Genomic DNA, 21766 nt, shown 5'->3' on the forward strand with positions numbered 1-21766 from the left:
GTTCCGGGAGATGTTGGCGAGCCCCGAGGTCGAAGGCGTCCGCTGGGCAGGGTAAATCGTTCGTTCGGACTGGGCGACCGAATCAGGCTGAGCGGGTGGTGAGACACCTTCGAGGGAGTTGAGCAAAGCGGGGAATGGTGGATCTACGCGACATGTTCCGTCGGCAGCCCGCAAAGCGCGGCCAGCGAGGTTTCGTGCGCCCGCGTGAGGACATCACCGCGCTCGACGATCCGTTGGCGGCGCTCGCGGAGACCGTGAACGAGCGGCCCGGGCCGCGGATCAACCCGCGCTCGCCGCAGAACACCGAGACCCTGGCGCGCAGCAACCGCCCGGCCGCGAAAGCGAATAAGGCTGCAGGCAAGTCAGCAAAAGCCGGTGGCGGGCCGCAGCTGTTGCGGCGGCCGGGCTTTCTTGCGGTTCACTCGATCGAGAAGAGCTTCGGCAGCCGCCAGGTGGTGCGCGGCGTCAGCATCTATGTCCGGCGTGGCGAGGCGGTGGGCCTGCTGGGGCCGAACGGCGCCGGCAAGACCACCGTATTCTACATGATCACCGGCCTGATCAAGGCGGATCGCGGCGCCATCGAGCTCGACGGCCACGATGTCACCCGCCTGCCGATGTATCAGCGCGCGCGACTCGGCATCGGCTATCTGCCGCAGGAAGCTTCGATCTTCCGCGGCCTCACGGTCGAGCAGAACATCCGCGCGGTGCTGGAAGTGGTCGAGCCGTCGCGCAAGAAGCGCGAGCGCGAACTCGACGCGCTGCTCGAAGAATTCACCATCACGCGGCTGCGCAAGTCGCCGTCGATCGCGCTGTCCGGCGGCGAGCGCCGCCGCGTCGAGATCGCGCGTGCGCTTGCCACGCGGCCGAACTACATGCTGCTCGACGAGCCGTTCGCCGGCATCGACCCGATCGCGGTCGGCGACATCCAGCAGCTCGTGCGCCACCTCACCAATCGCGGCATCGGCGTTCTGATCACCGACCATAACGTTCGCGAGACGCTGGGCCTGACCGACCGCGCCTATATCGTCTACGCCGGACAGATCCTGACCGAAGGCAGCCCGGAGGAGATCGTCGCCGATCCCGACGTGCGCAGGCTTTATCTCGGCGAGGAATTCCGCCTGTAGTGTCATGAATGTTTTGTCGGCTTTGTCGTCCATGCGACATGCGCGACGACTCTGCCGCAGGCTTGAGCGTCAGAACGAATTGTCGTTCCGGCGTATGACGCGACCTCGGTGCGCTGCCTTGCGCGCGTCGCGATCCGCGGGGGATGCATCAAGAAAACGATAACGGCCAATTGCCCCGCCAAATAACAAGCTGCGGCCAAGAGCGGCCAAGAATCCTGGCCGGAGGCCGGAACAACGGCGGAAATGTCGGCGATTGCGGTCGCGCCTGGCGGGGAGAAAAGGCGGCAGCTGCCTGAGCCGGTAACGGCCTAGTGCGTGCGCGCCATAGTTCGTTTTTCTTATTCGTCAAGCCGTGTACATCCGGCGCAGAGTAGGATAAGCAAGAATTGGACCACTGTTAGGGAATGTTCTTGCCTCCATGGCGCTGACGCAGAGATTGGAATTCCGCCAGTCGCAATCGCTGGTGATGACGCCGCAGCTGATGCAGGCGATCAAGCTGCTGCAGCTGTCAAATCTGGACCTCGCAACGTTCGTCGAAGACGAGCTGGAACGCAATCCGCTGCTGGAGCGCGCGGCCGACGGGCCCGAGGCGCCGGTCGCGGGCGAGCACACGGCGGAGCGCGCCGAGTTCTCCGATGCCGAGGGCGGCAACGACGATTTTGCCGAGGCGAGCGGCAGTGGCGAAAGCTTCGAGCCGGCCCAGGAAGACTGGATGAACCGCGATCTCGGCAGCCGTGCCGAGATCGAGCAGACGCTCGACACCGGCCTCGACAACGTCTTCTCCGAAGAGCCGGCGGAAGCGGCCGCACGCAACGCGCAGGACGCACCGCCCACCACCTACACCGAATGGGGCGGCGGGGCCTCGAGCGACGAGGACTATAATCTCGAGGCCTTCGTCGCCGCCGAGACCACGCTTTCAGATCACCTCGCCGAGCAGGCCGCGGTTGCCTTCACCGCACCGGCCGACCGCATGATCGGCCAGTACCTGATCGATCTCGTCGACGAGGCCGGCTATCTGCCGGTCGACCTGGGCCAGGCCGCCGAGCGGCTCGGCGCCGAGCAGGCCGATGTCGAGGCGGTGCTCGGGGTCCTGCAGACATTCGATCCGCCCGGCATCTGCGCGCGGAACCTGAGCGAGTGCCTGGCGGCCCAGCTGCGCGAACTCGACCGCTACGATCCGGCGATGCAGGCGTTGATCGAGCATCTCGACCTGTTGGCCAAGCGCGATTTCGCCGCGCTTCGCAAGCTGTGCGGCGTCGACGACGAGGATCTCGTCGACATGATCGGGGAAATCAAAAGGCTCGATCCGAAGCCGGGGCTGAAGTTCGGCACCACGCGCACCCAGACCATGGTGCCCGACGTCTATGTGCGGCCGGGGCCCGACGGCGGCTGGCTGGTCGAGCTCAACAGCGACACGCTGCCGCGCGTGCTCGTGAATCAGGTCTATTATACCGAGCTGTCGAAGAAGATCGGCAAGGACGGCGACAAGTCCTACTTCACCGACTGTCTGCAGAACGCGACGTGGCTGGTGCGTGCGCTGGATCAGCGGGCGCGCACGATCCTGAAAGTGGCGACCGAGATCGTGCGCCAGCAGGACGGCTTCTTCACCCACGGCGTGGCGCATCTGCGGCCCTTGAATCTGAAGGCCGTTGCGGATGCCATTCAGATGCACGAATCGACCGTGTCGCGCGTCACCGCCAACAAATACATGGCGACCAATCGCGGCACGTTCGAGCTCAAATATTTCTTCACTGCGTCGATCGCCTCGGCCGATGGCGGCGAAGCGCATTCCGCGGAAGCCGTCCGCCACCACATCAAGCAGCTGATCGATGCGGAGGAGCCTTCCGCGATTCTCTCCGACGACACCATCGTCGAGAAGCTGCGCGCGGCCGGCATCGACATCGCGCGTCGCACGGTCGCGAAATACCGCGAAGCGATGCGGATACCTTCTTCGGTGCAGCGGCGTCGCGACAAGCAGAGCATGCTCGCGCATGCGCTGTCGAGTTCGCATGCGCCCGATCGTTCCCGGGACACCGCTTCCGCCTGATCGCGCCTGGTTGCGTCCATCGATCGCGCTGGCGCGGATTGCGCCTTGCCCAAATCGGGCTAGTCTTGGCCTCGGTTGACATGAATCGAGGCAGCATATGACCTTACGGATCTCCGGCAAAAGCATCAGCGTCGGCGAGGCGCTGCGTGGGCGCGTCAGCGAACGGACGGCGGAGGTGCTGAGCAAATATTTCGACGGCAACTACTCCGGTCACATCACGCTGTCGAAGGACGGCTTCGGCTTCAAGACCGACTGCGCGCTGCATCTGGATTCCGGAATCACGTTGGAGGCGGAGGGCAACGCGCCGGACGCCTATGCCAGCGCCGACCAGGCTCTGCTGATGATCGAAAAGCGGCTACGCCGCTACAAGAGCCGGCTCAAGGATCGTTCGGCGCGCAAGACGCATGCCGCCAATACGGCGCTTGCCGGCCTCGAGGCGCCGACGGTGGACGCGCCCAGCTACGTCATCGAGGCTCCGGGGGAGGGCGACGAGGAGCTCTCCGGCTACAATCCCGTCATCATCGCCGAGGCCACGACCGCGCTGAAGCGGCTGTCGGTCTCCGAGGCGGTCCTGGAGCTCGACCTGACCGGAGCCTCCTGCCTCGTGTTCCAGCATGGCTCCAGCGGCCGCATCAACGTGATCTATCGCCGTGCCGACGGCAATATCGGCTGGGTGGATCCCCCCGCCACGTCTTGAAGCCGGCCGCCGGGACGCAGCGGATTCGGCCGTGGAACGCGGCAATTGACCGCCTTTTGGACGCCGTTCAACGATCTTAAGGATAGGCCGCCGGAACATGCTTGCGGGAGTTGGCACGGCCGTTGCGTTGGGGTAGAAGCCCCTCGCATCCGACCCGGGCGAGCCCCCGCCCGCGTCGTTCGTCGGCTCCTTGACGCCGCTCGGTCCCGACCTATTTTCGCCCCTGACGGTTCATTCACCTCGGAACGCCCTATGCCGATTACCGATCTGGTCGCACCCGAGGCGATTCTCCCGGCATTGAAGGTCAATAGTAAAAAGCAGGCGCTGCAGGAGCTGGCCGCCCGCGCCGCAGCGCTGACCGGGCAGAACGAACGCGCCATCTTCGAGGTCCTGCTGCAGCGGGAAAAGCTCGGCACCACGGCGGTCGGCTATGGCGTGGCCATCCCGCATGGCAAGCTGCCGAAGCTGGAAAAGCTGTTCGGCCTGTTCGCCCGCCTGGAACGGCCGATCGATTTCGAGGCGATGGACGGCCAGCCCGTCGACCTGATTTTCCTGCTCTTGGCGCCGGAAGGGGCGGGCGCCGATCACCTGAAGGCGCTGGCGCGCATCGCCCGGCTGCTCCGCGATCAGGACGTCGCCAAGAAGCTGCGGGCCTCCCGTGATGCCCAGGCGATTTATTCCGTGCTGGCGCTGCCGCCCGCCTCCGCGGCGTGATGCCGCGCCGTCCTCCAGCGAATTCGTGCGCACTTCGGCTTGAAGAACGCTAGCCACTAGTCCCCCTGCCAGTTCTGGCGCCCTTGCGAGCAGCACCCAGCCTCTGCCGCGGGCCGGCCCGGGCGCGGCAGGGCGAACGTCGTGAGGCGCTTGGCAAGCCTGCGCGCGGCGCCGTAGCCCTTTGCACGCGCCAGCGTGTCCGCAGGAGTCGGATCGTAGCCGAACTCGACGACCAGTTCCTGGAACGCCTCGTCGCGGAGCAGATCGAGATGCTGCGGCATCATCCGATCCTTGTAGACACCGACCTTCTTGGGCCGTCCCGACGACGTCAGGCCGCGCCCCAGGACCTTGAGGTCCGATGGCGCTTTGCGCGGAAGCCCGAGATAGTCGCAGATGCGGTGAAGGACGGGAAACGACGATGTCGTCGTTGCATCGTCAGCGGCGAGTTCGGAATAGAGATCTTCGAACCTCACGGTCAGACAGGCCGGCGAGTCGAGCCAGCTCATGAAATTCCTGATCCCGGATCGGGGAAGCGAGAGGATTGTCGAGGTGATCCGCGACGCATCGTCGGGGTGGGCTGCCGATCCGGCTGCCCGCAGATAGGCGTTCCACTTCCGCATCCGCGGGTAGGCCGCCGAATGGTAGACGAAGTCGACCCAGCTCATGACGATGTCGCGCGGGTCGCGCACGATGAACAGCATCTTGTGCTCGGGTCTGCCGAGCAGATATTGCTCGAGATGCGGACAGTACTCGGTATGCGAGGCGCAGAAGTAGCCGGGAGTGAGTGCGGAGGCCCAGAGCGGCGCCGTAATCGCGCGTCCGTAATCGAATGACCCGTCCGGGTTCACTTTGCTGATCGATGATGTGTAGGTGTGGTAGCCGACGTCGACGTGGCCGCCCAGCGCTCTCACGAGCTCGACCAGGAGGTAGGTCCCCGCCTTGGGTACGCTGTTGCAGATCACGTAGTACGGGCTCGATCCCGGCGCAGGAACGTCCGCGAACACGTGACGGTTCGGCACGGTCCCGAGCGCCAGCTCTCGAAACAGCCCAAGGCTCGACCCAAGGCTCGACGCATGCATCTGCAGTCCCTACACACGATCGTCGTGTTTTTCGATCCCGAAGCACGAGATTGCCGCGACATGACGCGAGCATCGAAAGGCGCGAACATCGGAATCGGAGCACTAGCGGCTGCCGCCGCAGGGACAAACTTAAGGATTGGACAGCTCGGCCCTGAACGGGCTTGATTTATGTCTCGGCGTGAAATTCGGCGCCGCGGAAATGGCCAGAAACAAAATTCTTGAATTATCCGTCTCGTCGATCGGGCTCGGATCGGTTTGCCCGAGCCGTTCGTCATCGCGAGCGTCGGCAGCGTGACGCTGCGCCGGCATCACGACAGAGCTCGTGCGAGATAGCGGACCGTCTTGGCGCCGCCGTGAATGCTGGCCGAGCCGACTTCTGAAAAGTCAAGCGCGGCATGAAACGCGTCGGACTGCGGATTGGGCGGGTCGAGATTGACCTCGCAGACGACGCGATCGTGGCCCGCCTCCGACGCCTTCCGGATCAATGCCTCGTAGAGCCGGCGCGCCAGACCGCGCCCTCGCGCCATGGGCGCGACCACGATGCGATCGACATAGACGAAGCGCGGAAAGCGGTCGTGAAACCATTGGAAGTTCGGATTGTCATAGGAGGCGCGCTCGTCGAGCGCGATCAGGAGCGCGTCGGCATCGCCGATCCGCCAGGCGGCATAGGCCTGCACGACAAGATGCGCGAGCCGCCCGGAGTCCAGCCAGGATAATTCCGTGGCATGCGCGTTGTTCAGCGCCAGCAGCGCCGCGCCGAGCGGCGAGCCGGGCGTCAGCTCCGCGGATGTCATGGATCTCAGGAGCGCGTCCGTCATTAAGCAACAAACATCGGGCCAAAAAAATACGCGGACCTGTCGAGGCGACAGATCCGCGCATGTGTATCACGGCTCCATCGACCGCCACGCGAGGGGCGGCGAGAAATTCGTCAGTGCACGCTCACGGCCTGGAGTTCGTGGCTCCACGCATTCGCAATCGCGGCTTCGCGGCTGTCGGTCAGCATGATCGGCGTGCCGTCGGCGGCATGCAATGCGAACAGCTTCAGGCCTGGCGCGATCTGCGGCGCCTGCGGAAACAGCCCGGGCACATCCTCGGACCGGATCTGCTTCACATAGGCGATATGACCTTCGCCCAAACTGGCCAGCGACTCCAGCGAGACGCCGGATTGAGACGCAACATTACCCTCGTTCATGGTCTCGACTCCTCATCGTAGTCTCAAGCGGTCGAGTCCGCTACTCGTTCCATACCAACTATTATTCGTGTTCATTGATAGCGATTGTCTTAACGATCCGCTCCGGCTCGGGCCGGGCCAGATCGATCGACAACAGCCCGTTCTTCAGATCCGCACCCAGCACGTGCATCCCCTCCGCCAGCACGAAAGTGCGCTGGAAGTGGCGCGCGGCAATGCCGCGATGGATGTATTGCCGGGTCTTGTCGTCCTGCTGCCGCCCGCGGATGACGAGCTGGTTTTCCTCAATGGTGACATCGAGTTGGTCGCGGGTAAAACCCGCCACCGCCAGCGTGATCCTCAAGCGTTCTGGCTGGCCATTGGTGCGTTCGAACCGCTCGATATTATAGGGCGGATAACCGTCGGCACCTTTGACGACGCGGTCGAGCACACGCTCGATCTCGTCGAAGCCCAGCAGGAACGGGCTGGAGAGCGAAGGAACACGAGACATAGTTTACAAAGTCCTCTCGAAGCGACTTTGACGTTTCAGGGCCCTATCGGCACCCCTTGGCAAGCAATATGGGCATGACGCCCGCGCGGTTCAAGCGCCGGGCGACCCTAAACCACCTGTATCTCGAACGGGTTAAAGCACGATCCGGCGGCGGCCGTCGGCCGAGAACAGATGCAGCTGCTCGCGCGGCGCCACCGCGCGAATTTCGGTGCCGATCCCAGGCGCCGCGGTCCCCGGCACCCGTACGATGATGTCGTTGGCGGTCGCCGCCAAAGTGAGGGCGCTGTCCGGATCGATCGGGCCCTGCCGGCGGGCGCCATAGACGAAGGTCTCCGCCCCGACATGCTCGATCGCCTCGACGGTGAGGTCGAGGGCGACGCCGCCGCCGGCGGGCGTTCCCGCGGCGAGCTCGAAATGCTCTGGGCGGATGCCGAGGATGCCGGCCTCGCCCGCGAGCAGGCCGGCGGCTGCGAGCTGGGATTTCAAGCCATCGTCCAGCGTGATCAGGTTCATCGGCGGCGCGCCGATGAAGGTGGCGACGAAGGTGGTCGCCGGGTGGCTGTAGATCTCGAGCGGGCTGCCGATCTGCTCGACGCGCCCGGCATTCATCACGACCAGGATGTCGGCCAGCGTCATGGCCTCGAGCTGATCATGGGTGACGTAGATCGCCGTGGTGTTGAGCCGGCGTTGCAGCTTGCGGATCTCCACCCGCATCGCGATCCGCAGCTTGGCGTCGAGGTTCGAGAGCGGCTCGTCGAACAGGAACACTTTCGGCTGGCGCACGATGGCCCGGCCCATCGCCACGCGCTGTCGCTGGCCGCCGGACAACTGCCCCGGCCTGCGATCGAGCAGCGCGCCGAGTTCGAGGATGCGCGCGGCTTCCTGGACGCGGGCATCGATGTCCTTCGCCGGTGTGCCACGATTGCGCAGGCCGTAAGCCATGTTGTTGTACACGCTCATATGCGGATAGAGCGCGTAGTTCTGGAACACCATCGCGATGTCGCGTTCGGCCGGCTCGACCTGATTGACGATCTGGCCGCCGATGTCGATCTCGCCGGACGTCACGGTCTCCAGCCCCGCCACCATGCGCAGCAGCGTGGACTTGCCGCAGCCGGAGGGGCCGACCAGCACGCAGAACGCGCCATCGCCGATCTCGAAATCGATGCCTTTGATGGCCTCGAAGCCATTCGGATAGGCCTTGCGGATATTGCGGAGAACGACGTTAGCCATGGTTATGCCCGGCGAGTAGCGAATAGGGAGTAGCGAACAGGTGAATTGGATTAGAGAGTCGGGCAAAAGCGAGCGGCTTGGCGAGAGCCCCAATTCGCCATTCGCTACTCGCCATTCGCCTCCTCACTTTTCCGTCTCGATCAGACCCTTCACGAACAGGCGCTGCATCAAGACCACGACGGCGACCGGCGGCAGCATGGCGAGCACGGCGGTCGCCATCGCCACCGACCATTCGGTCAGCGCATCGTGCACGTCGATGATCTTCTTGATGCCGATCACGATCGTCTGCATGTCGTCGCGGGTGGTGATCAGCAGCGGCCAGAGATACTGATTCCAGCCGTAGATGAACAGGATCACGAATAGCGCCGCGATGTTGGTGACCGAGAGCGGCAGCAGCGTATCGAAGAAGAAACGAACAGGTCCGGCACCGTCCATCTTGGAGGCTTCGACCAGCTCCTTCGGCACCGTCATGAAGAACTGCCGGAACAAGAGCGTCGCGGTGGCCGAGGCGACCAGCGGCAGGATCAGCCCGGAATACGAATCCAGCATGTGCAGGTCGGTGGTGATCTTGTAGGTCGGAAAGATGCGCACCTCGACCGGCAGCATCAAGGTGACGAAGATGGTCCAGAACATCGCCATCCGGAACGGAAACGAGAAGAACACGATCGCATAGGCCGAGATGATCGAGATCGCGATCTTGCCCCCCGCAATCCCGAGCGCCATGATCAGGCTCGACAGCATCATGCTGCCGACCGGCTCGTGCGTGGTGCGGCCGCTGCCGGATACGATGGTCTTCCAATAGGTCTCCAGCCCGTGTCCGCCAGGCCAGAGCGTCATCTGGCCGTTGGCGATCACCGCATTGTCGTGCGTCGACGCGATGATGGCGAGGTAGACCGGGAAGGCAACAATGGCGACGCCGGTCAACAGCACCAGGTGCGGAAGCAGATTCCCAAAGCGGCGATGCTCGACCATGATTTAATAGTGAACCTTCTTCTCGACGTAGCGGAATTGGAAGGCGGTCAACACGATCACGATGGCCATCAGGATCACGGACTGGGCTGCCGAGCTGCCGAGATCGGTGCCGGCCTTGCCGTCCAGGAACACCTTGTAGACCAAGGTCTGGGTCGCTCCGTTCGGGCCGCCTTCGGTCGCGGTATCGATGATGCCGAGGGTGTCGAAAAAAGCGTAGGTCGTATTGACGATGATCAGGAAGAAGGTGGTCGGCGACAGCAGTGGAAACACGATGGTCCAGAACCGCCGGAACGGTCGGGCGCCGTCGATCGCAGCCGCCTCGATCACGCTCTTTGGAATGGACTGCAGCCCGGCGAGGAAGAACAGGAAGTTGTAGCTGATCTGGTGCCACACGGCGCCGATCACGATCAGGGTCATGGCCTGCGGGCCGTTCAGCACCGGATTCCAATCGATCCCCGACCGCTGCAGCAGGCGGGCAATCATGCCGAGGCCCGGCTGGAACATGAAGATGAACAGGGTGCTCGCCACGGCCGGCGCGACCGCATAGGGGATGATCAGGAACGTGCGGTAGATCTGCAGCCCCGCGAGTTCGCGGTTGGCCATCACGGCGAGCAGCAGGCCGATGCTCAGCGAAAAAAACGCGACCAGGGCTGAAAACATCAAGGTGACGCCGATCGAGTTGTAATACTCCGGCATCTTCAAGATCGACAGATAGTTCTCGAACCAGACGAACTCGGTGGACAGCCCGAACGCGTCCTGGACCAGGAACGACTGCCAGAGAGCCTGCGCCGCGGGCCAATAGAAGAAGATCAGCGAAATCGCGAGCTGCGGCAGGACCAGCAGAATGGGGAGTGCTTTTCCCGAGAAGATCGCGCGGTTTTCCATGATCCCTATCTATGGCCGGTGGGTACCGGCTCATCCCCAGCTACGGAAAGTGCGGCCTTCGCAGCCTGAGAGCTGCGCAAAGACGTTTAGCGCGAATGAGGAGCCGCGGCGAGCCGGGGACTTAGGAGCCCGAGCCGCCGCGGCGTTGGCTATGACTATTTCGTTGCGGTGCGTTCGAACTGCCGCAGCATCTGGTTGCCGCGGGAGACGGCGGTATCGAGCGCGTCCTTGGCGGACTTCTTGCCGGCAAGCGCCGCCTCGATTTCCTCCGACCAGACGTCTCGCATCTGCACCATGCCGCCGAAGCGCAGGCCGCGCGAATTCTCGGTCGGCGCCTTGTTGGTCAGCTCCTTGAGCGGCACTTCCAGGATCGGATTCTTCTCATAGAAGCCGGAGACCTTGGTCTTCTCATATGCCGCCTTGGTGATCGGCAGATAGCCGGAGACCTGGTGCAGGTTGGCCTGACGGTCGGTGTCGGACAGGAAGGTGAAGAACTTGGCGATGCCCTTGTACTCTTCCTTCGACTTGCCGCCCATCACCCACAGCGAAGCGCCGCCGATGATCGAGTTCTGCGGTGCGCCCTTCGCTTCCGGGAAATACGGCATCGCGACCGCCGTGTAGTTGAACTTGGCGTTCGCCTTCACGTTCGGATAGAACGCCGACGACGTCATGAACATCGCGCATTCGCCCGAGGTGAAGCGGCCTTCGCCGGTGTTGGTGCGACCGGAATAGTCGAAGCTCTTGTCCTTCTGCAGCTCGACCAGGTTCTCGAGCAGCTTGGTTTCCAGCGGCGAGTTGAACTCGAGCACGGTGTCGAAGCCGTCAAGCCCGTTGGCCTTGGTGCCGATCGGCAGGTTGTGCCAGGCGTTGAACTGTTCGATCAGCGCCCAAGTCACCCAGCCCGTGGAGAAACCGCAGGTCGGATTGCCGGCTGCATGCAGCTTCTTGGCGTCTTCGAAGACGTCCGGCCAAGTCTTCGGAGGAGCATCGATGCCGGCCTTCTTCAATGCGTCGAGATTGACCCACATCACCATGCTCGACGAGTTGAAGGGGAACGACAGCATGTCCCCCTTCGAGGTCGAATAATAACCGGTGATCGCCGGCAGATAGGAATTCGGGTCGAACGGTTCGCCCTCCTCCTTCATCAGTTCGGACACCGGCTTGATGGCGCCCTTGGCAGCCATCATGGTCGCGGTGCCGACCTCGAATACCTGCATGATGCCCGGCGCGTTGCCGGCGCGGAACGCGGCGATGCCGGCGTTCAGCGTGTCGGCGTAGCTGCCCTTGAAGCTCGGAACGATCTTGTAGTCGCTCTGCGAGGCGTTGAAGTCGCTGGCGAGCTTGTTCACGACGTCATTGTTCGGGCCGGTCATGGCGTGCCACCACTGGATCTCGGTCACCGCATGCGCGGGCGAGGCGGCGGCAAAGGCCATCATGGCCAGGACCGAAGTCGCGGCGCTAAATTGTCGAACTGACATCAAAAGTACCTCCCATGGGGCGTCATCAACGTTCGTGGCCGTTAGCAGCGGCGGATGACGGTTCAATGAAAGATGTATAGACGGCCGCAGTTGCTGGGGAAAGCACGCCCCACCGCGCCGGTAAAGCGCGCGAACTCCCCCTACATTTGTTGCGGCCGCCCGCCCACGTGGAGCTGAACCGGCGGCTCGCGTTCAGCGCTTGCGTTCGATGCAGACAGCGCCGCTGTCGACCAGGGCCTTGATGGCTTCGTCCGAATAGCCGAACTCGCCCAGCACCTCGCCTGCGTGCTGGCTGAACTTCGGCGGGGTCGAGCGCAGGCTCGGCTTGGTGCGGCCGAGCCGGATCGGTGAGGCAACACCCTTGTACCAGTCCTTCTCGATGACATCGCCGCGATGCAGCGTATGTGCGTTGGTCAGGGCCTGGTCGATCTTCTGCACCGGACCTGCCGGCAGGCCGGCTCCGAGCAGCCGGTCGCAGAGAGGTTCGGCCTCGAACTGGCTGAAGACCGCGGCGAGTTCTGTCCGTAGCGCCGCGCGGTTTGCGACGCGGTCGCGGTTGCGGGCAAAGCGTGGATCGGTGCCGAGCTCCGGCCGGCCGATCTCCTTGCAGAGCTTACGGAACGTGCCGTCATTGCCGACGCCGATGAAGATGTCGTCGGTCTTGGTCGGGAAGATCGCGTAAGGCACGAGGTTCGGATGTTCGTTGCCCGTCAGTGATGGCGGCTTGCCGTGCATGAAGTAGTTCGCCGTATGCGGATGCATGATGGCGAGTCCGGTCTCGTACAGCGTGACTTCGAGGAATTGCCCGAGGCCGGAGCGGTGCCGCTCCGACAGCGCCATCAGGATGCCGATCGCGGCATAGAGCCCGGTGGTGATGTCGACCAGCGGCACGCCGATCCGCATCGGCCCGCTTTCGGGCGAGCCGGTCGCTGCGATCATGCCGGTCATGGCCTGGATGATCGCGTCGTAGCCGGGATTGCCGCCGCGGGGGCCATCGGCACCGAAGCCGCAGATCCGGCAATGCACCAGCTGGGGGAATTTCTCGCGCAGGGCATCGCTGCCGATGCCCCATTTTTCCAGCGTGCCCGGCTTGAAGTTTTCGATCAGCACGTCGGCCGTTTCGAGCATCTTCATCAGCACCGCGCGGCCGCCTTCGGCGGCGAGGTCGAGGCCGATCGAGCGCTTGTTGCGGTTGATGCCGACGAAATAGGCCGCGTCCTCGTCATGGAAGGGCGGGCCCCAGTCGCGCACCTCGTCGCCGGCGGGCGGTTCGACCTTGATCACGTCGGCGCCGTGGTCGGCGAGGATCTGGGTGCAATAGGGTCCGCCGAGCACGCGCGTGAGATCGATCACGCGCAGGCCGGTCATCGCGCCGGGGACGAATTGTGGGGTCATCGAGGGATTCGCGAGGTTGGTGTCAACTCGCGGTCATAAAGCACTGGCGGCGCACCGGCGCAAATCCGAGGGCGCACCGTGCCCATGCACAAAAGGGGCAGGAGACTGCGACCTGCGATCTCCTGCCGTGTCGTGGAATCGCGCCGGTCAGACGACGCTCAGCTTGACGTCGACATTGCCGCGGGTGGCGTTGGAGTAGGGACATACCTGGTGCGCCTTCTCGACCAAGGCTTCTGCGTCGGCCTTGGCGAGGCCGGGGAGCGAGACCGCAAGCTCGACCGTGATGCCGAAGCCGCCCTCCGAACGCGGTCCGATGCCGACCGTGGAGGTGACCGAGGTGTCGGCCGGCACCTTGGGGCCGCCCTGCGAGGCCACGAACTTCATCGCGCCGATGAAGCAGGCCGCATAGCCGGCGGCGAACAGCTGCTCGGGATTGTTGCCGGCACCGCCGGCGCCACCGAGTTCCTTCGGGGTGGCCAGCTTGACGCTCAGCGAGCCGTCGAGGGTCTGTGCTTCACCGTCGCGGCCGCCGGTGGCCTTGGCGCTGGTCTTGTAGAGCACGTTCACGGACATGGTCGGGTCTCCCGTCATGAATTTCGATGGACACAATATTGCATACAATTATATTGTGCACAATATAATTGGTCGATAGAAATTTCGTGATCGTAGCGCGGGTCGTTGATCGGCATGCCCGGCCGACCCAAGATGGGGTCACGATCCGAGCTTCCGAGGTCACCATGCCCAGAAAGGCCGCGGCCGACGCGCCGCTTCTGCTCGCCAACCAGCTTTGTTTCGCCGTGTATTCGACGGCGCATGCGTTCAACCGCGTCTATAAGCCCCTGCTCGACCGGCTCGGCCTCACCTATCCGCAATATCTGGTGATGCTGGTGCTGTGGGAACGGGATGGCCTGGCGGTCAAGGAGATCGGTGAGCGGCTGTTCCTGGACTCCGGCACCTTGACGCCGCTCCTGAAGCGACTGGAGACGGCTCACCTCGTCAAGCGGACGCGTTCGGTAGCGGACGAGCGGCAGGTCCTGGTGGCGCTGACCGCGCAGGGCGCGGCGCTGCGCGAGAAGGCCAGGGCGATCATCCCGCCGGCGATTCTCGACGCGACGGGATGCTCGGTTGCGGAACTGGCGACATTGCAGAAGAGCCTGATTGCGCTGCGCGAGCGACTCGATGCGGTGGCGGGGGAAGGCTAGGGACCCGTCCAGCCTACAAGTGCTTCTTCGCAAAAGCGCGGCCAGAGCCCGACTTGAGATATCTCTCGAACGCGAACGCGAGCTTCTCGTCGCTGAATGCAACATAAGTTCTAACACGCCGCGGCCTATACTTGGACGTATGCGGGACCGCGCCTGCGTTGTGCCTGATCAGACGCTCCGGCACGTCGTCGGTGATCCCGGCATAGAAGTGCACGCCGTCCAGACTTTCAAGGATATAGACATATTTCATGAGAAGGCCCGGCGCTCAGTCGTATCACTACGATAGCGCGGACAACGTGCCGTTAGCCAAGTCTCATTATCGACAGTCCGCCTTCGCTCTCTGAGCTTCGGCGGGACAGCCTTCGCTGGCTTCGCTACGATAGGGGCGGAGTGTGGCTTGCCCTGCCGAAGCTCGCGAAGCGAGCGAAGGCTGGTGGAGCCAGGCGGGATCGAACCGCCGACCTCTTGCATGCCATGCAAGCGCTCTCCCAGCTGAGCTATGGCCCCTTAACAGCTCCGGCTCGTCTGGGCGACGCGCCGGGATGCACCGTGAAACACGTTTTCAGAATTATCTCAAGTGTCTTCGTCGCCGCCGACGTCACCAATGATGTCGGTGACGTCTTCATCCCCTTCTTCTTCGTCGGCGATGAAGGTCGAATCATCGTCCTCGTCGTCGTCGAGGGTCTCGTCGATCTCGATGTCGTCTTCCGATTCGGGAACGACGGCCTTGACCTTGCCGGTGTTCTCCTCGGCATCGGCCTCCTCGAGCGAGACCAACTCTTCGGCCTCGGCCGGCTCGTGCGCCGTATCGACGGGGGCGGCAGCGCGCGCGGCCTCGCCGCGCATGGCGCGGGCAGGGGCCACCGGGGCGATCGGCACCACCTCGCCGGTGTAGGGCGAAATCACCGGGTTCTTGTTGAGGTCGTAGAACTTTTTGCCCGTGGTCGGGCAAATGCGTTTGGTTCCAAGCTCGGCTTTGGCCACGTGCAGCGTCCTGGGAATGTCTGAAAAGCGGTGCTTCACTTGGCTAGTTGCCGCGCCGCTGTCAATAGCGCTTTACACGAGAATTTCGAGGGCTCGTGACGGCCGGTTGGGCCTGTGATACCTGCGGCTCCGATCTGAGAGGACATGACCTTGTCGACATCTGCAGCCCCGACCCCGCTCGAATCCCGGGCCAGCGGCCCCCTGACGGGCACGATTCGTGTTCCCGGCGACAAGTCGATCTCGCACCGGGCCTTGATTCTGGGCGCGATGGCGGTCGGCGAAACCACGATTTCCGGCCTGCTCGAAGGCGAGGACGTCCTGAACACCGCCAAATCCATGCGCATCCTCGGTGCCAAGGTCGAGCGGACCGGCGATTTCGCCTGGAGCGTCCGCGGGGTCGGTGTCGGCGGCTTCGCCCAGCCTGGCGAGACCCTCGATTTCGGCAATTCCGGCACGGGATGCCGGCTGGTCATGGGCGCGGTGGCGGGCTGCCCGATCACGGCCGTGTTCGACGGCGACGCCTCGCTGCGCAGCCGCCCCATGCGCCGGATACTCGATCCGCTGGCCCTGATGGGCGCCAAGGTCATTGCCGAAGGCGAAGGCGGCAGGCTGCCGCTGACCTTGCAGGGCGCGCGCAATCCGATTCCGATCGAATATCGCACGCCCGTCGCCTCGGCCCAGATCAAGTCGGCGGTGCTGCTGGCGGGGCTCGCCGCCCCCGGCATCACCACCGTCATCGAACAGGAGGCCAGCCGCGACCACACCGAGCTGATGCTCAAGCATTTTGGCGCCGAGATCGTCACGACGGCGGAAGGGCCGCATGGGCGCCGCATCGCCTTGGCCGGCGAGCCGGAATTGCGCGGTGCTGCCGTGATCGTGCCGGGGGATCCGTCCTCGGCCGCGTTCCCGATCGTCGCGGCGCTGATCGTCGAAGGCTCCGACCTGGTGCTCCCGGACGTGATGACCAACCCGCTGCGGACCGGCCTGTTCACCACCTTGCGCGAGATGGGCGCCTCGATCGAGGAAAGCGACGTTCGCGGCGACGCCGGCGAGCCGATGGCCAGGCTGCGGGTCCGCGCCTCGAAGCTGCGCGGCGTCGAAGTCCCGCCGGAACGCGCGCCGTCGATGATCGACGAATATCTGGTGCTGGCGGTGGCAGCCAGCTACGCCGAAGGCACCACGATCATGCGCGGGCTGCAGGAACTGCGGGTCAAGGAATCCGACCGGCTGGAGGCGACCGCGGCGATGCTGCGGGTCAACGGCGTCAAGGTGGAGATCGTTGGCGACGACCTGATCGTGGAGGGCAGGGGCCATGTGCCCGGGGGCGGCCTGGTGGCCACGCACATGGACCACCGTATCGCGATGTCGGCGCTGGTGATGGGACTTGCCTCAGACCAGCCGGTCAAGGTCGACGACACCGCTTTCATTGCGACCAGCTTCCCGGACTTTTTGCCGCTGATGCGCAAAGCCGGCGCGGAGTTCGCATGATTATCGCCATCGACGGCCCGGCGGCGTCGGGCAAGGGCACCCTCGCCAAGCGGCTCGCGGCGCATTACGGCTATCGGCATCTTGATACCGGCGTGATTTATCGCGCCGTGGCCTATGCCATGCTCTCGGCCGGTCATGACCTGAACGACGAAGGCCAAGCGGCACAGATTGCCCTGAAGCTCGAGCCCGAGACCTTCGACAATCCGGCGCTGAAGTCCCAGGCGGTGGGCTCGGCTGCCTCGGTCGTCTCGGCCCTTCCCAAGGTGCGCGAGGCGCTGGTGGCGTTCCAACGTCAGTTTGCATCCAGCCCGCCCGGCGCCGTGCTCGACGGCCGCGACATCGGCACGGTGATCTGCCCGGATGCCGACGTGAAGATCTATGTCGTGGCCGATCCGAAGATCCGGGCCCAGCGCCGCACCCTGGAGGCGCGGGCCCGTGGCGAGGAGGCCGACGAGGCCGCCGTCCTGGCCGATATCCTTGCCCGCGACGCGCGCGACCAGAACCGCCCGATTGCTCCTTTAAAGCAAGCACCGGATGCTTACTTGCTAGACAACTCCCATTTGGATATAGAAAGCGGCGTCCGGGCCGCCATCGATATTGTCGAGGCCGTTCGAGCGGGCCGTCAGCGGGTTTGATATTTGCCGCTGGCGTCATTGGAGGAACGCCCGCTCCCGCCCTTGACCGTCGATAGCTCGATTGCGGTTCAATCGGGTTCGATCAGCCGGACATTACTCAACGTATCGCATGTGCAGGCACTGCCGGCCCGCTTCTGCGCGTTTCGCGCACCGAGCGGTCGTTTGGGGTATTTGCGGACCTCCAAACACTGTGCATCCGATGCGCCGATCAACCCGCTGCCGGCAAGACAGTCCGCATCTGGAGAACCAATGGCTTCGAGTACCACTGCTGCTTCCTACAACCCCAGCCGCGATGATTTTGCCGCGATGCTGGATGAGTCCTTCACGCGCGGTAACCTGCAGGAAAGTTCCGTCGTCAAGGGCAAGGTGGTTGCGATCGAGAAGGACATGGCCGTCATCGACGTCGGCCTGAAGACCGAAGGCCGCGTCGCGCTGCGCGAATTCGCAGGCCCCGGCCGTGAGAACGAATTGAAGGTCGGCGACGAGGTCGAGGTGTTCCTCGACCGGATCGAGAACGCACTCGGCGAAGCCGTGCTGTCGCGCGACAAGGCGCGCCGCGAAGAGAGCTGGGGCAAGCTCGAGAAGGCGTTCCAGAACAACGAGAAGGTCAACGGCGTCATCTTCAACCAGGTCAAGGGCGGCTTCACCGTCGACCTCGACGGCGCGGTGGCCTTCCTGCCGCGTTCGCAGGTGGACATCCGTCCGATCCGCGACGTCGCACCGCTGATGAACAACTCGCAGCCGTTCCAGATCCTCAAGATGGATCGCCGCCGCGGCAACATCGTCGTGTCGCGCCGTACCGTGCTGGAAGAGACCCGCGCCGAGCAGCGCCAGGAGCTGGTGCAGAACCTCGAAGAGGGTCAGGTGATCGACGGCGTCGTCAAGAACATCACCGATTACGGTGCGTTCGTCGACCTCGGCGGCATCGACGGCCTGCTGCACGTCACCGATATCGCCTGGCGGCGTGTCAACCATCCGACTGAGGTGCTCAGCATCGGCCAGACGGTGAAGGTCAAGATCATCAAGATCAACCACGAGACGCACCGCATCTCGCTGGGCATGAAGCAGCTGCTGGACGATCCGTGGCAGGGCATCGAGGCGAAGTATCCGCTGGGTGCGCGCTTCCACGGCCGCGTCACCAACATCACCGACTACGGCGCCTTCGTCGAGCTGGAGCCGGGCATCGAAGGCCTGATCCACGTCTCGGAGATGTCGTGGACCAAGAAGAACATGCATCCGGGCAAGATCGTCTCGACCTCGCAGGAAGTCGAAGTCCAGGTGCTCGAGGTCGATTCGGTCAAGCGCCGCATCTCGCTCGGTCTCAAGCAGACCATGCGCAATCCGTGGGAGGTCTTCGTCGAGAAGCATCCGACGGGTTCGGTGGTCGAGGGCGAGGTCAAGAACAAGACCGAGTTCGGCCTGTTCCTCGGCCTCGAGGGCGATGTCGACGGCATGGTCCACCTGTCCGATCTCGACTGGAAGCTTCCGGGCGAGCAGGTGATCGACAACTACAAGAAGGGCGACATGGTGAAGGCCGTGGTGCTCGACGTCGATGTGGAGAAGGAGCGTATTTCGCTCGGCATCAAGCAGCTCGAAGGCGATCCCTTCGCCGAGCCGGGCGATGTCAAGAAGGGCGCGGTCGTCACCTGCGAGGTGCTCGACGTCAAGGAAGGCGGCATCGACGTCAAGATCGCCGGCACCGACTTCGCCACCTTCATCAAGCGCTCCGAGCTGGCGCGCGACCGCAACGATCAGCGCTCCGAACGCTTCGCGGTCGGTGAGAAGGTCGATGCCCGCGTGATCCAGTTCGACAAGAAGGCCCGCAAGGTGCAGGTCTCGATCAAGGCGCTGGAAGTCGCGGAAGAGAAGGAGGCCATCGCGCAATATGGCTCCTCCGATTCGGGCGCGACGCTCGGCGACATCCTGGGCACCGCGCTCAAGAATCGCGATCAGAAGTAAGCCGTCGTCGATTTGACGAGCATCAAAGCCCCGGTTTCGGCCGGGGCTTTTTTTATTCGACCGACGTAAGAAGCCGGCCGATCCGGCCTCTGCCTCCAACCGGCATGGCGATCGTTCGGCAGCATCGTGGCGGGCCATGCTTTCTTCATATTGGGTCGCAATTGATGTAATCAGGTAACGTCGGATTCACGCTGCGGATGCAAAACGCGCTGATACTTCCTGGAGATTTTCCATGTCGCTTGATTCGGATGTGATCGTCGATCGGCGCAGGCTGCGCCGCAAGCTGACGTTCTGGCGCGTCGCTGCCGTGCTGATCGCGATCGCGGCTCTTTCGGCGGTCGGCTTCGTGATGTCGCCGCGCGGACGCACCGCGCTGACCACGTCGGGATCGATCGCCCGCGTCAACATCGAAGGCCTGATCCGCAGCGACCAGGATCGCGTCGAGGCGCTGGAGCGGCTGGAGAATTCGTCCGCCGCCGCCGTCGTGCTTCACATCAATTCGCCGGGCGGCACCACCGCGGGATCCGAGCAGCTCTACGATTCTCTGGTCCGCCTAAAGGCGAAGAAGCCGCTGGTGGTCGTCGTCGAAGGGCTTGCGGCCTCCGGCGGCTACATCACGGCGATTGCGGCCGATCACATCGTCGCACAGCAGAGTTCTCTCGTCGGCTCGATCGGTGTGCTGTTCCAATATCCCAATGTCGGCGAACTCTTGAAGACCATTGGCGTCAAGGTCGAGGAGGTGAAATCCTCGCCGTTGAAGGCTGCGCCCAACGGGTTCGAGCCGACAAGCCCGGAAGCGCGCGAGGCGCTCGACGCGCTGGTGAAGGATTCCTACGCATGGTTCCGTGGACTCGTGAAGGAGCGGCGCGGCATGGATGATGCGCAGCTGGAAAAGGTTGCTGACGGCCGCGTCTTCACCGGACGACAGGCGATCGATCTGAAGCTGATCGACGAACTCGGCGATGAGAAGAAGGCGATTGCCTGGCTGGTTGCGCAAAAGAACGTCAAAAAGGATCTGCCCGTGCGCGACTACAAACTTTCGCCGCGGTTCGGCGATCTGTCCTTCCTGCGTACGGCAACTTCGATCGCGCTCGAGGCTGTCGGTCTGAGCGCCATCGCGCATCAGATCGAGCATGCGGGCGTGGTGCGCGCAGTGGACGGCTTGGGGTTGGACGGCATGCTGGCGCTGTGGCAGCCGGCGGGCAGCAACTGAACCCGCTAAGACCGGCGTCGCCGTATCTTTCGCGCGCTGCGTGTGGGGCTGGAAAGCGGGATTTCGGCCCTGTCACGCAATTTCGCGTCGCCGATGAATGATTTAGCGTCTTGACAGTCCACGGCATTTTCACGGAAATGGGCGCTGAATTTCCCGGATACACCTTCTCGATGATCAAATCCGAGCTTGTTCAGCGTATCGCCGAGCACAACCCGCATCTCTACCAGCGAGATGTCGAGAACATTGTGAATGCGATCCTTGATGAGATCGTCGCAGCGTTGGCGCGCGGCGATCGGGTGGAGCTGCGTGGTTTCGGCGCCTTCTCCGTCAAGCACCGTCCGGCGCGCGCAGGGCGAAATCCGCGGACCGGAGCCCATGTGCCGGTGGACCAGAAATGCGTGCCGTTCTTCAAGACCGGCAAGGAAATGCGCGAGCGGCTGAACCGCGACCAGCCGCCGGAAGCGGCCGAATCCTCGTCCTGATGCGTCCTGCGCAAGGCGCCGGACGTGTTGAGGCGGATGCGGTCTGGGATGAGCACGAGCGAGCGTTATGCGAAAATTCCTTACCGCGGTGATCGTCATTCCGCTGGCACTGCTCTTCGTCGTGTTTGCAGTCGCGAACCGGCATTTCGTTACCGTATCGTTCAATCCATTTGACGCGACCGATGCCGGCGCGGCGGTGTCATTGCCGCTCTTTGCGCTGATCATCGCCGCGACCATCGTGGGCGTCGTTGCTGGCGGCCTCGCGACCTGGATCGGTCAACGCCGATGGCGCCGGGCGGCGCGTCAGCATCAGGCCGACGCGGACGCTGCACGGGCCGAGCTCGCCCATCTCAAGGCGGCCTCGGCTGCGACGCGGGGTGCGCGGGGGCAGCTGGTTCCGTCGTCCTCTCCGGCCGGGCTTTTCGGCCCTTATGGGCGAGACAAGCAGGGCGCCGCGTTGTAGAACCCGCGCGAAACCTCGTTACGAGGTGATCCTTTTCGCG

General features: G+C 63.9%; 23 protein-coding genes and 1 tRNA gene. 11 read left to right on the forward strand and 13 right to left on the reverse strand.

Features of this window, described 5'->3' with window-relative positions; all coding sequences use genetic code 11:
• Nucleotides 1–134 precede the first annotated feature (134 nt).
• From lptB to ptsN, 4 genes are all read left to right on the forward strand, one after another.
• Entirely contained in the window at nucleotides 135–1124 is a 990-nt protein-coding gene (gene lptB, locus QX034_RS13020) for an LPS export ABC transporter ATP-binding protein (protein WP_316195459.1), read from the forward strand.
• 418 nt (nucleotides 1125–1542) lie between these two features.
• Entirely contained in the window at nucleotides 1543–3171 is a 1629-nt protein-coding gene (gene rpoN / locus QX034_RS13025; protein ID WP_315742555.1) for an RNA polymerase factor sigma-54, read from the forward strand.
• A 97-nt stretch (nucleotides 3172–3268) separates the two neighbouring features.
• Entirely contained in the window at nucleotides 3269–3868 is a 600-nt protein-coding gene (gene hpf, locus QX034_RS13030) for a ribosome hibernation-promoting factor, HPF/YfiA family (protein ID WP_315702195.1), read from the forward strand.
• Between the two features lie 252 nt (nucleotides 3869–4120).
• Entirely contained in the window at nucleotides 4121–4582 is a 462-nt protein-coding gene (gene ptsN / locus QX034_RS13035) for a PTS IIA-like nitrogen regulatory protein PtsN (protein ID WP_315702194.1), read from the forward strand.
• Nucleotides 4583–4638: 56 nt separating this feature from the next.
• On the opposite strand, the gene QX034_RS13040 is transcribed toward ptsN, so the two are convergent.
• From QX034_RS13040 to QX034_RS13085, 10 genes are all read right to left on the reverse strand, one after another.
• Nucleotides 4639–5661: a hypothetical protein gene (locus QX034_RS13040; RefSeq protein WP_315702193.1), complete on the reverse strand. Its 1023-nt coding sequence runs from the start codon at nucleotides 5659–5661 to the stop codon at nucleotides 4639–4641.
• 308 nt (nucleotides 5662–5969) lie between these two features.
• Entirely contained in the window at nucleotides 5970–6455 is a 486-nt protein-coding gene (locus QX034_RS13045; protein ID WP_315702192.1) for a GNAT family N-acetyltransferase, read from the reverse strand.
• 134 nt (nucleotides 6456–6589) lie between these two features.
• Complete coding sequence (locus QX034_RS13050) at nucleotides 6590–6853, reverse strand: DUF1150 domain-containing protein (RefSeq protein ID WP_315702191.1); 264 nt, start codon at nucleotides 6851–6853, stop codon at nucleotides 6590–6592.
• A gap of 61 nt (nucleotides 6854–6914) precedes the next feature.
• Nucleotides 6915–7340: an Hsp20 family protein gene (locus QX034_RS13055; protein ID WP_315702190.1), complete on the reverse strand. Its 426-nt coding sequence runs from the start codon at nucleotides 7338–7340 to the stop codon at nucleotides 6915–6917.
• 132 nt (nucleotides 7341–7472) lie between these two features.
• Nucleotides 7473–8570, reverse strand: coding sequence for a sn-glycerol-3-phosphate import ATP-binding protein UgpC (locus QX034_RS13060; protein ID WP_315702189.1), 1098 nt, complete (start codon nucleotides 8568–8570; stop codon nucleotides 7473–7475).
• A 123-nt stretch (nucleotides 8571–8693) separates the two neighbouring features.
• On the reverse strand, nucleotides 8694–9542 hold the full coding sequence (gene ugpE, locus QX034_RS13065; RefSeq protein WP_315702188.1) for a sn-glycerol-3-phosphate ABC transporter permease UgpE: 849 nt from the start codon (nucleotides 9540–9542) through the stop codon (nucleotides 8694–8696).
• Between the two features lie 3 nt (nucleotides 9543–9545).
• On the reverse strand, nucleotides 9546–10427 hold the full coding sequence (gene ugpA / locus QX034_RS13070) for a sn-glycerol-3-phosphate ABC transporter permease UgpA (RefSeq protein ID WP_315702187.1): 882 nt from the start codon (nucleotides 10425–10427) through the stop codon (nucleotides 9546–9548).
• A gap of 155 nt (nucleotides 10428–10582) precedes the next feature.
• Entirely contained in the window at nucleotides 10583–11905 is a 1323-nt protein-coding gene (gene ugpB, locus QX034_RS13075) for a sn-glycerol-3-phosphate ABC transporter substrate-binding protein UgpB (protein WP_315702186.1), read from the reverse strand.
• Nucleotides 11906–12097: 192 nt separating this feature from the next.
• Nucleotides 12098–13300, reverse strand: a complete 1203-nt coding sequence (locus QX034_RS13080; RefSeq protein WP_315702185.1) for a CaiB/BaiF CoA-transferase family protein — start codon at nucleotides 13298–13300, stop codon at nucleotides 12098–12100.
• Nucleotides 13301–13447: 147 nt separating this feature from the next.
• The gene (locus tag QX034_RS13085; RefSeq protein WP_315702184.1) at nucleotides 13448–13873 is read right to left on the reverse strand and encodes an organic hydroperoxide resistance protein; all 426 of its coding nucleotides are present in this window, start codon (nucleotides 13871–13873) and stop codon (nucleotides 13448–13450) included.
• A 164-nt stretch (nucleotides 13874–14037) separates the two neighbouring features.
• On the opposite strand from QX034_RS13085, the gene QX034_RS13090 reads away from it, so the two are divergent.
• A complete protein-coding gene (locus tag QX034_RS13090) occupies nucleotides 14038–14502 on the forward strand; it encodes a MarR family transcriptional regulator (protein WP_315702183.1) in 465 nt (154 codons plus the stop codon).
• A 13-nt stretch (nucleotides 14503–14515) separates the two neighbouring features.
• Here the strand turns inward: QX034_RS13090 and QX034_RS13095 are convergent, their stop codons facing one another.
• The 3 genes from QX034_RS13095 to QX034_RS13105 all read right to left on the reverse strand — a co-directional run bounded on the left by QX034_RS13095 (nucleotide 14516) and on the right by QX034_RS13105 (nucleotide 15486).
• A complete protein-coding gene (locus tag QX034_RS13095) occupies nucleotides 14516–14752 on the reverse strand; it encodes a GIY-YIG nuclease family protein (protein ID WP_316185113.1) in 237 nt (78 codons plus the stop codon).
• A 181-nt stretch (nucleotides 14753–14933) separates the two neighbouring features.
• Nucleotides 14934–15009, reverse strand: a tRNA-Ala gene (locus tag QX034_RS13100).
• Between the two features lie 66 nt (nucleotides 15010–15075).
• On the reverse strand, nucleotides 15076–15486 hold the full coding sequence (locus QX034_RS13105; RefSeq protein ID WP_315702181.1) for a TIGR02300 family protein: 411 nt from the start codon (nucleotides 15484–15486) through the stop codon (nucleotides 15076–15078).
• 150 nt (nucleotides 15487–15636) lie between these two features.
• Between QX034_RS13105 and aroA the strand changes: the two genes are divergently transcribed.
• The 6 genes from aroA (at nucleotide 15637) to QX034_RS13135 (ending at nucleotide 21726) form a co-directional block, all read left to right on the forward strand.
• Complete coding sequence (gene aroA / locus QX034_RS13110) at nucleotides 15637–16974, forward strand: 3-phosphoshikimate 1-carboxyvinyltransferase (RefSeq protein WP_315702180.1); 1338 nt, start codon at nucleotides 15637–15639, stop codon at nucleotides 16972–16974.
• Nucleotides 16971–17609, forward strand: coding sequence for a (d)CMP kinase (gene cmk, locus QX034_RS13115; RefSeq protein WP_315702179.1), 639 nt, complete (start codon nucleotides 16971–16973; stop codon nucleotides 17607–17609). Before aroA ends, cmk begins: the two co-directional genes overlap by 4 nt.
• 249 nt (nucleotides 17610–17858) lie before the next feature.
• Nucleotides 17859–19568 (forward strand): 30S ribosomal protein S1, encoded by a 1710-nt coding sequence (gene rpsA / locus QX034_RS13120; protein WP_315742567.1) that lies wholly within the window; start codon nucleotides 17859–17861, stop codon nucleotides 19566–19568.
• Nucleotides 19569–19800: 232 nt separating this feature from the next.
• A complete protein-coding gene (gene sppA, locus QX034_RS13125; RefSeq protein WP_315765849.1) occupies nucleotides 19801–20781 on the forward strand; it encodes a signal peptide peptidase SppA in 981 nt (326 codons plus the stop codon).
• 170 nt (nucleotides 20782–20951) lie between these two features.
• Nucleotides 20952–21263, forward strand: a complete 312-nt coding sequence (locus tag QX034_RS13130; RefSeq protein ID WP_315702176.1) for an integration host factor subunit beta — start codon at nucleotides 20952–20954, stop codon at nucleotides 21261–21263.
• 67 nt (nucleotides 21264–21330) lie between these two features.
• The gene (locus tag QX034_RS13135; RefSeq protein WP_316195461.1) at nucleotides 21331–21726 is read left to right on the forward strand and encodes a lipopolysaccharide assembly protein LapA domain-containing protein; all 396 of its coding nucleotides are present in this window, start codon (nucleotides 21331–21333) and stop codon (nucleotides 21724–21726) included.
• Nucleotides 21727–21766 lie beyond the last annotated feature (40 nt).

Origin of the sequence: Bradyrhizobium sp. SZCCHNR3119 (assembly GCF_032487775.1) — a bacterium.
Lineage (GTDB): Bacteria > Pseudomonadota > Alphaproteobacteria > Rhizobiales > Xanthobacteraceae > Bradyrhizobium.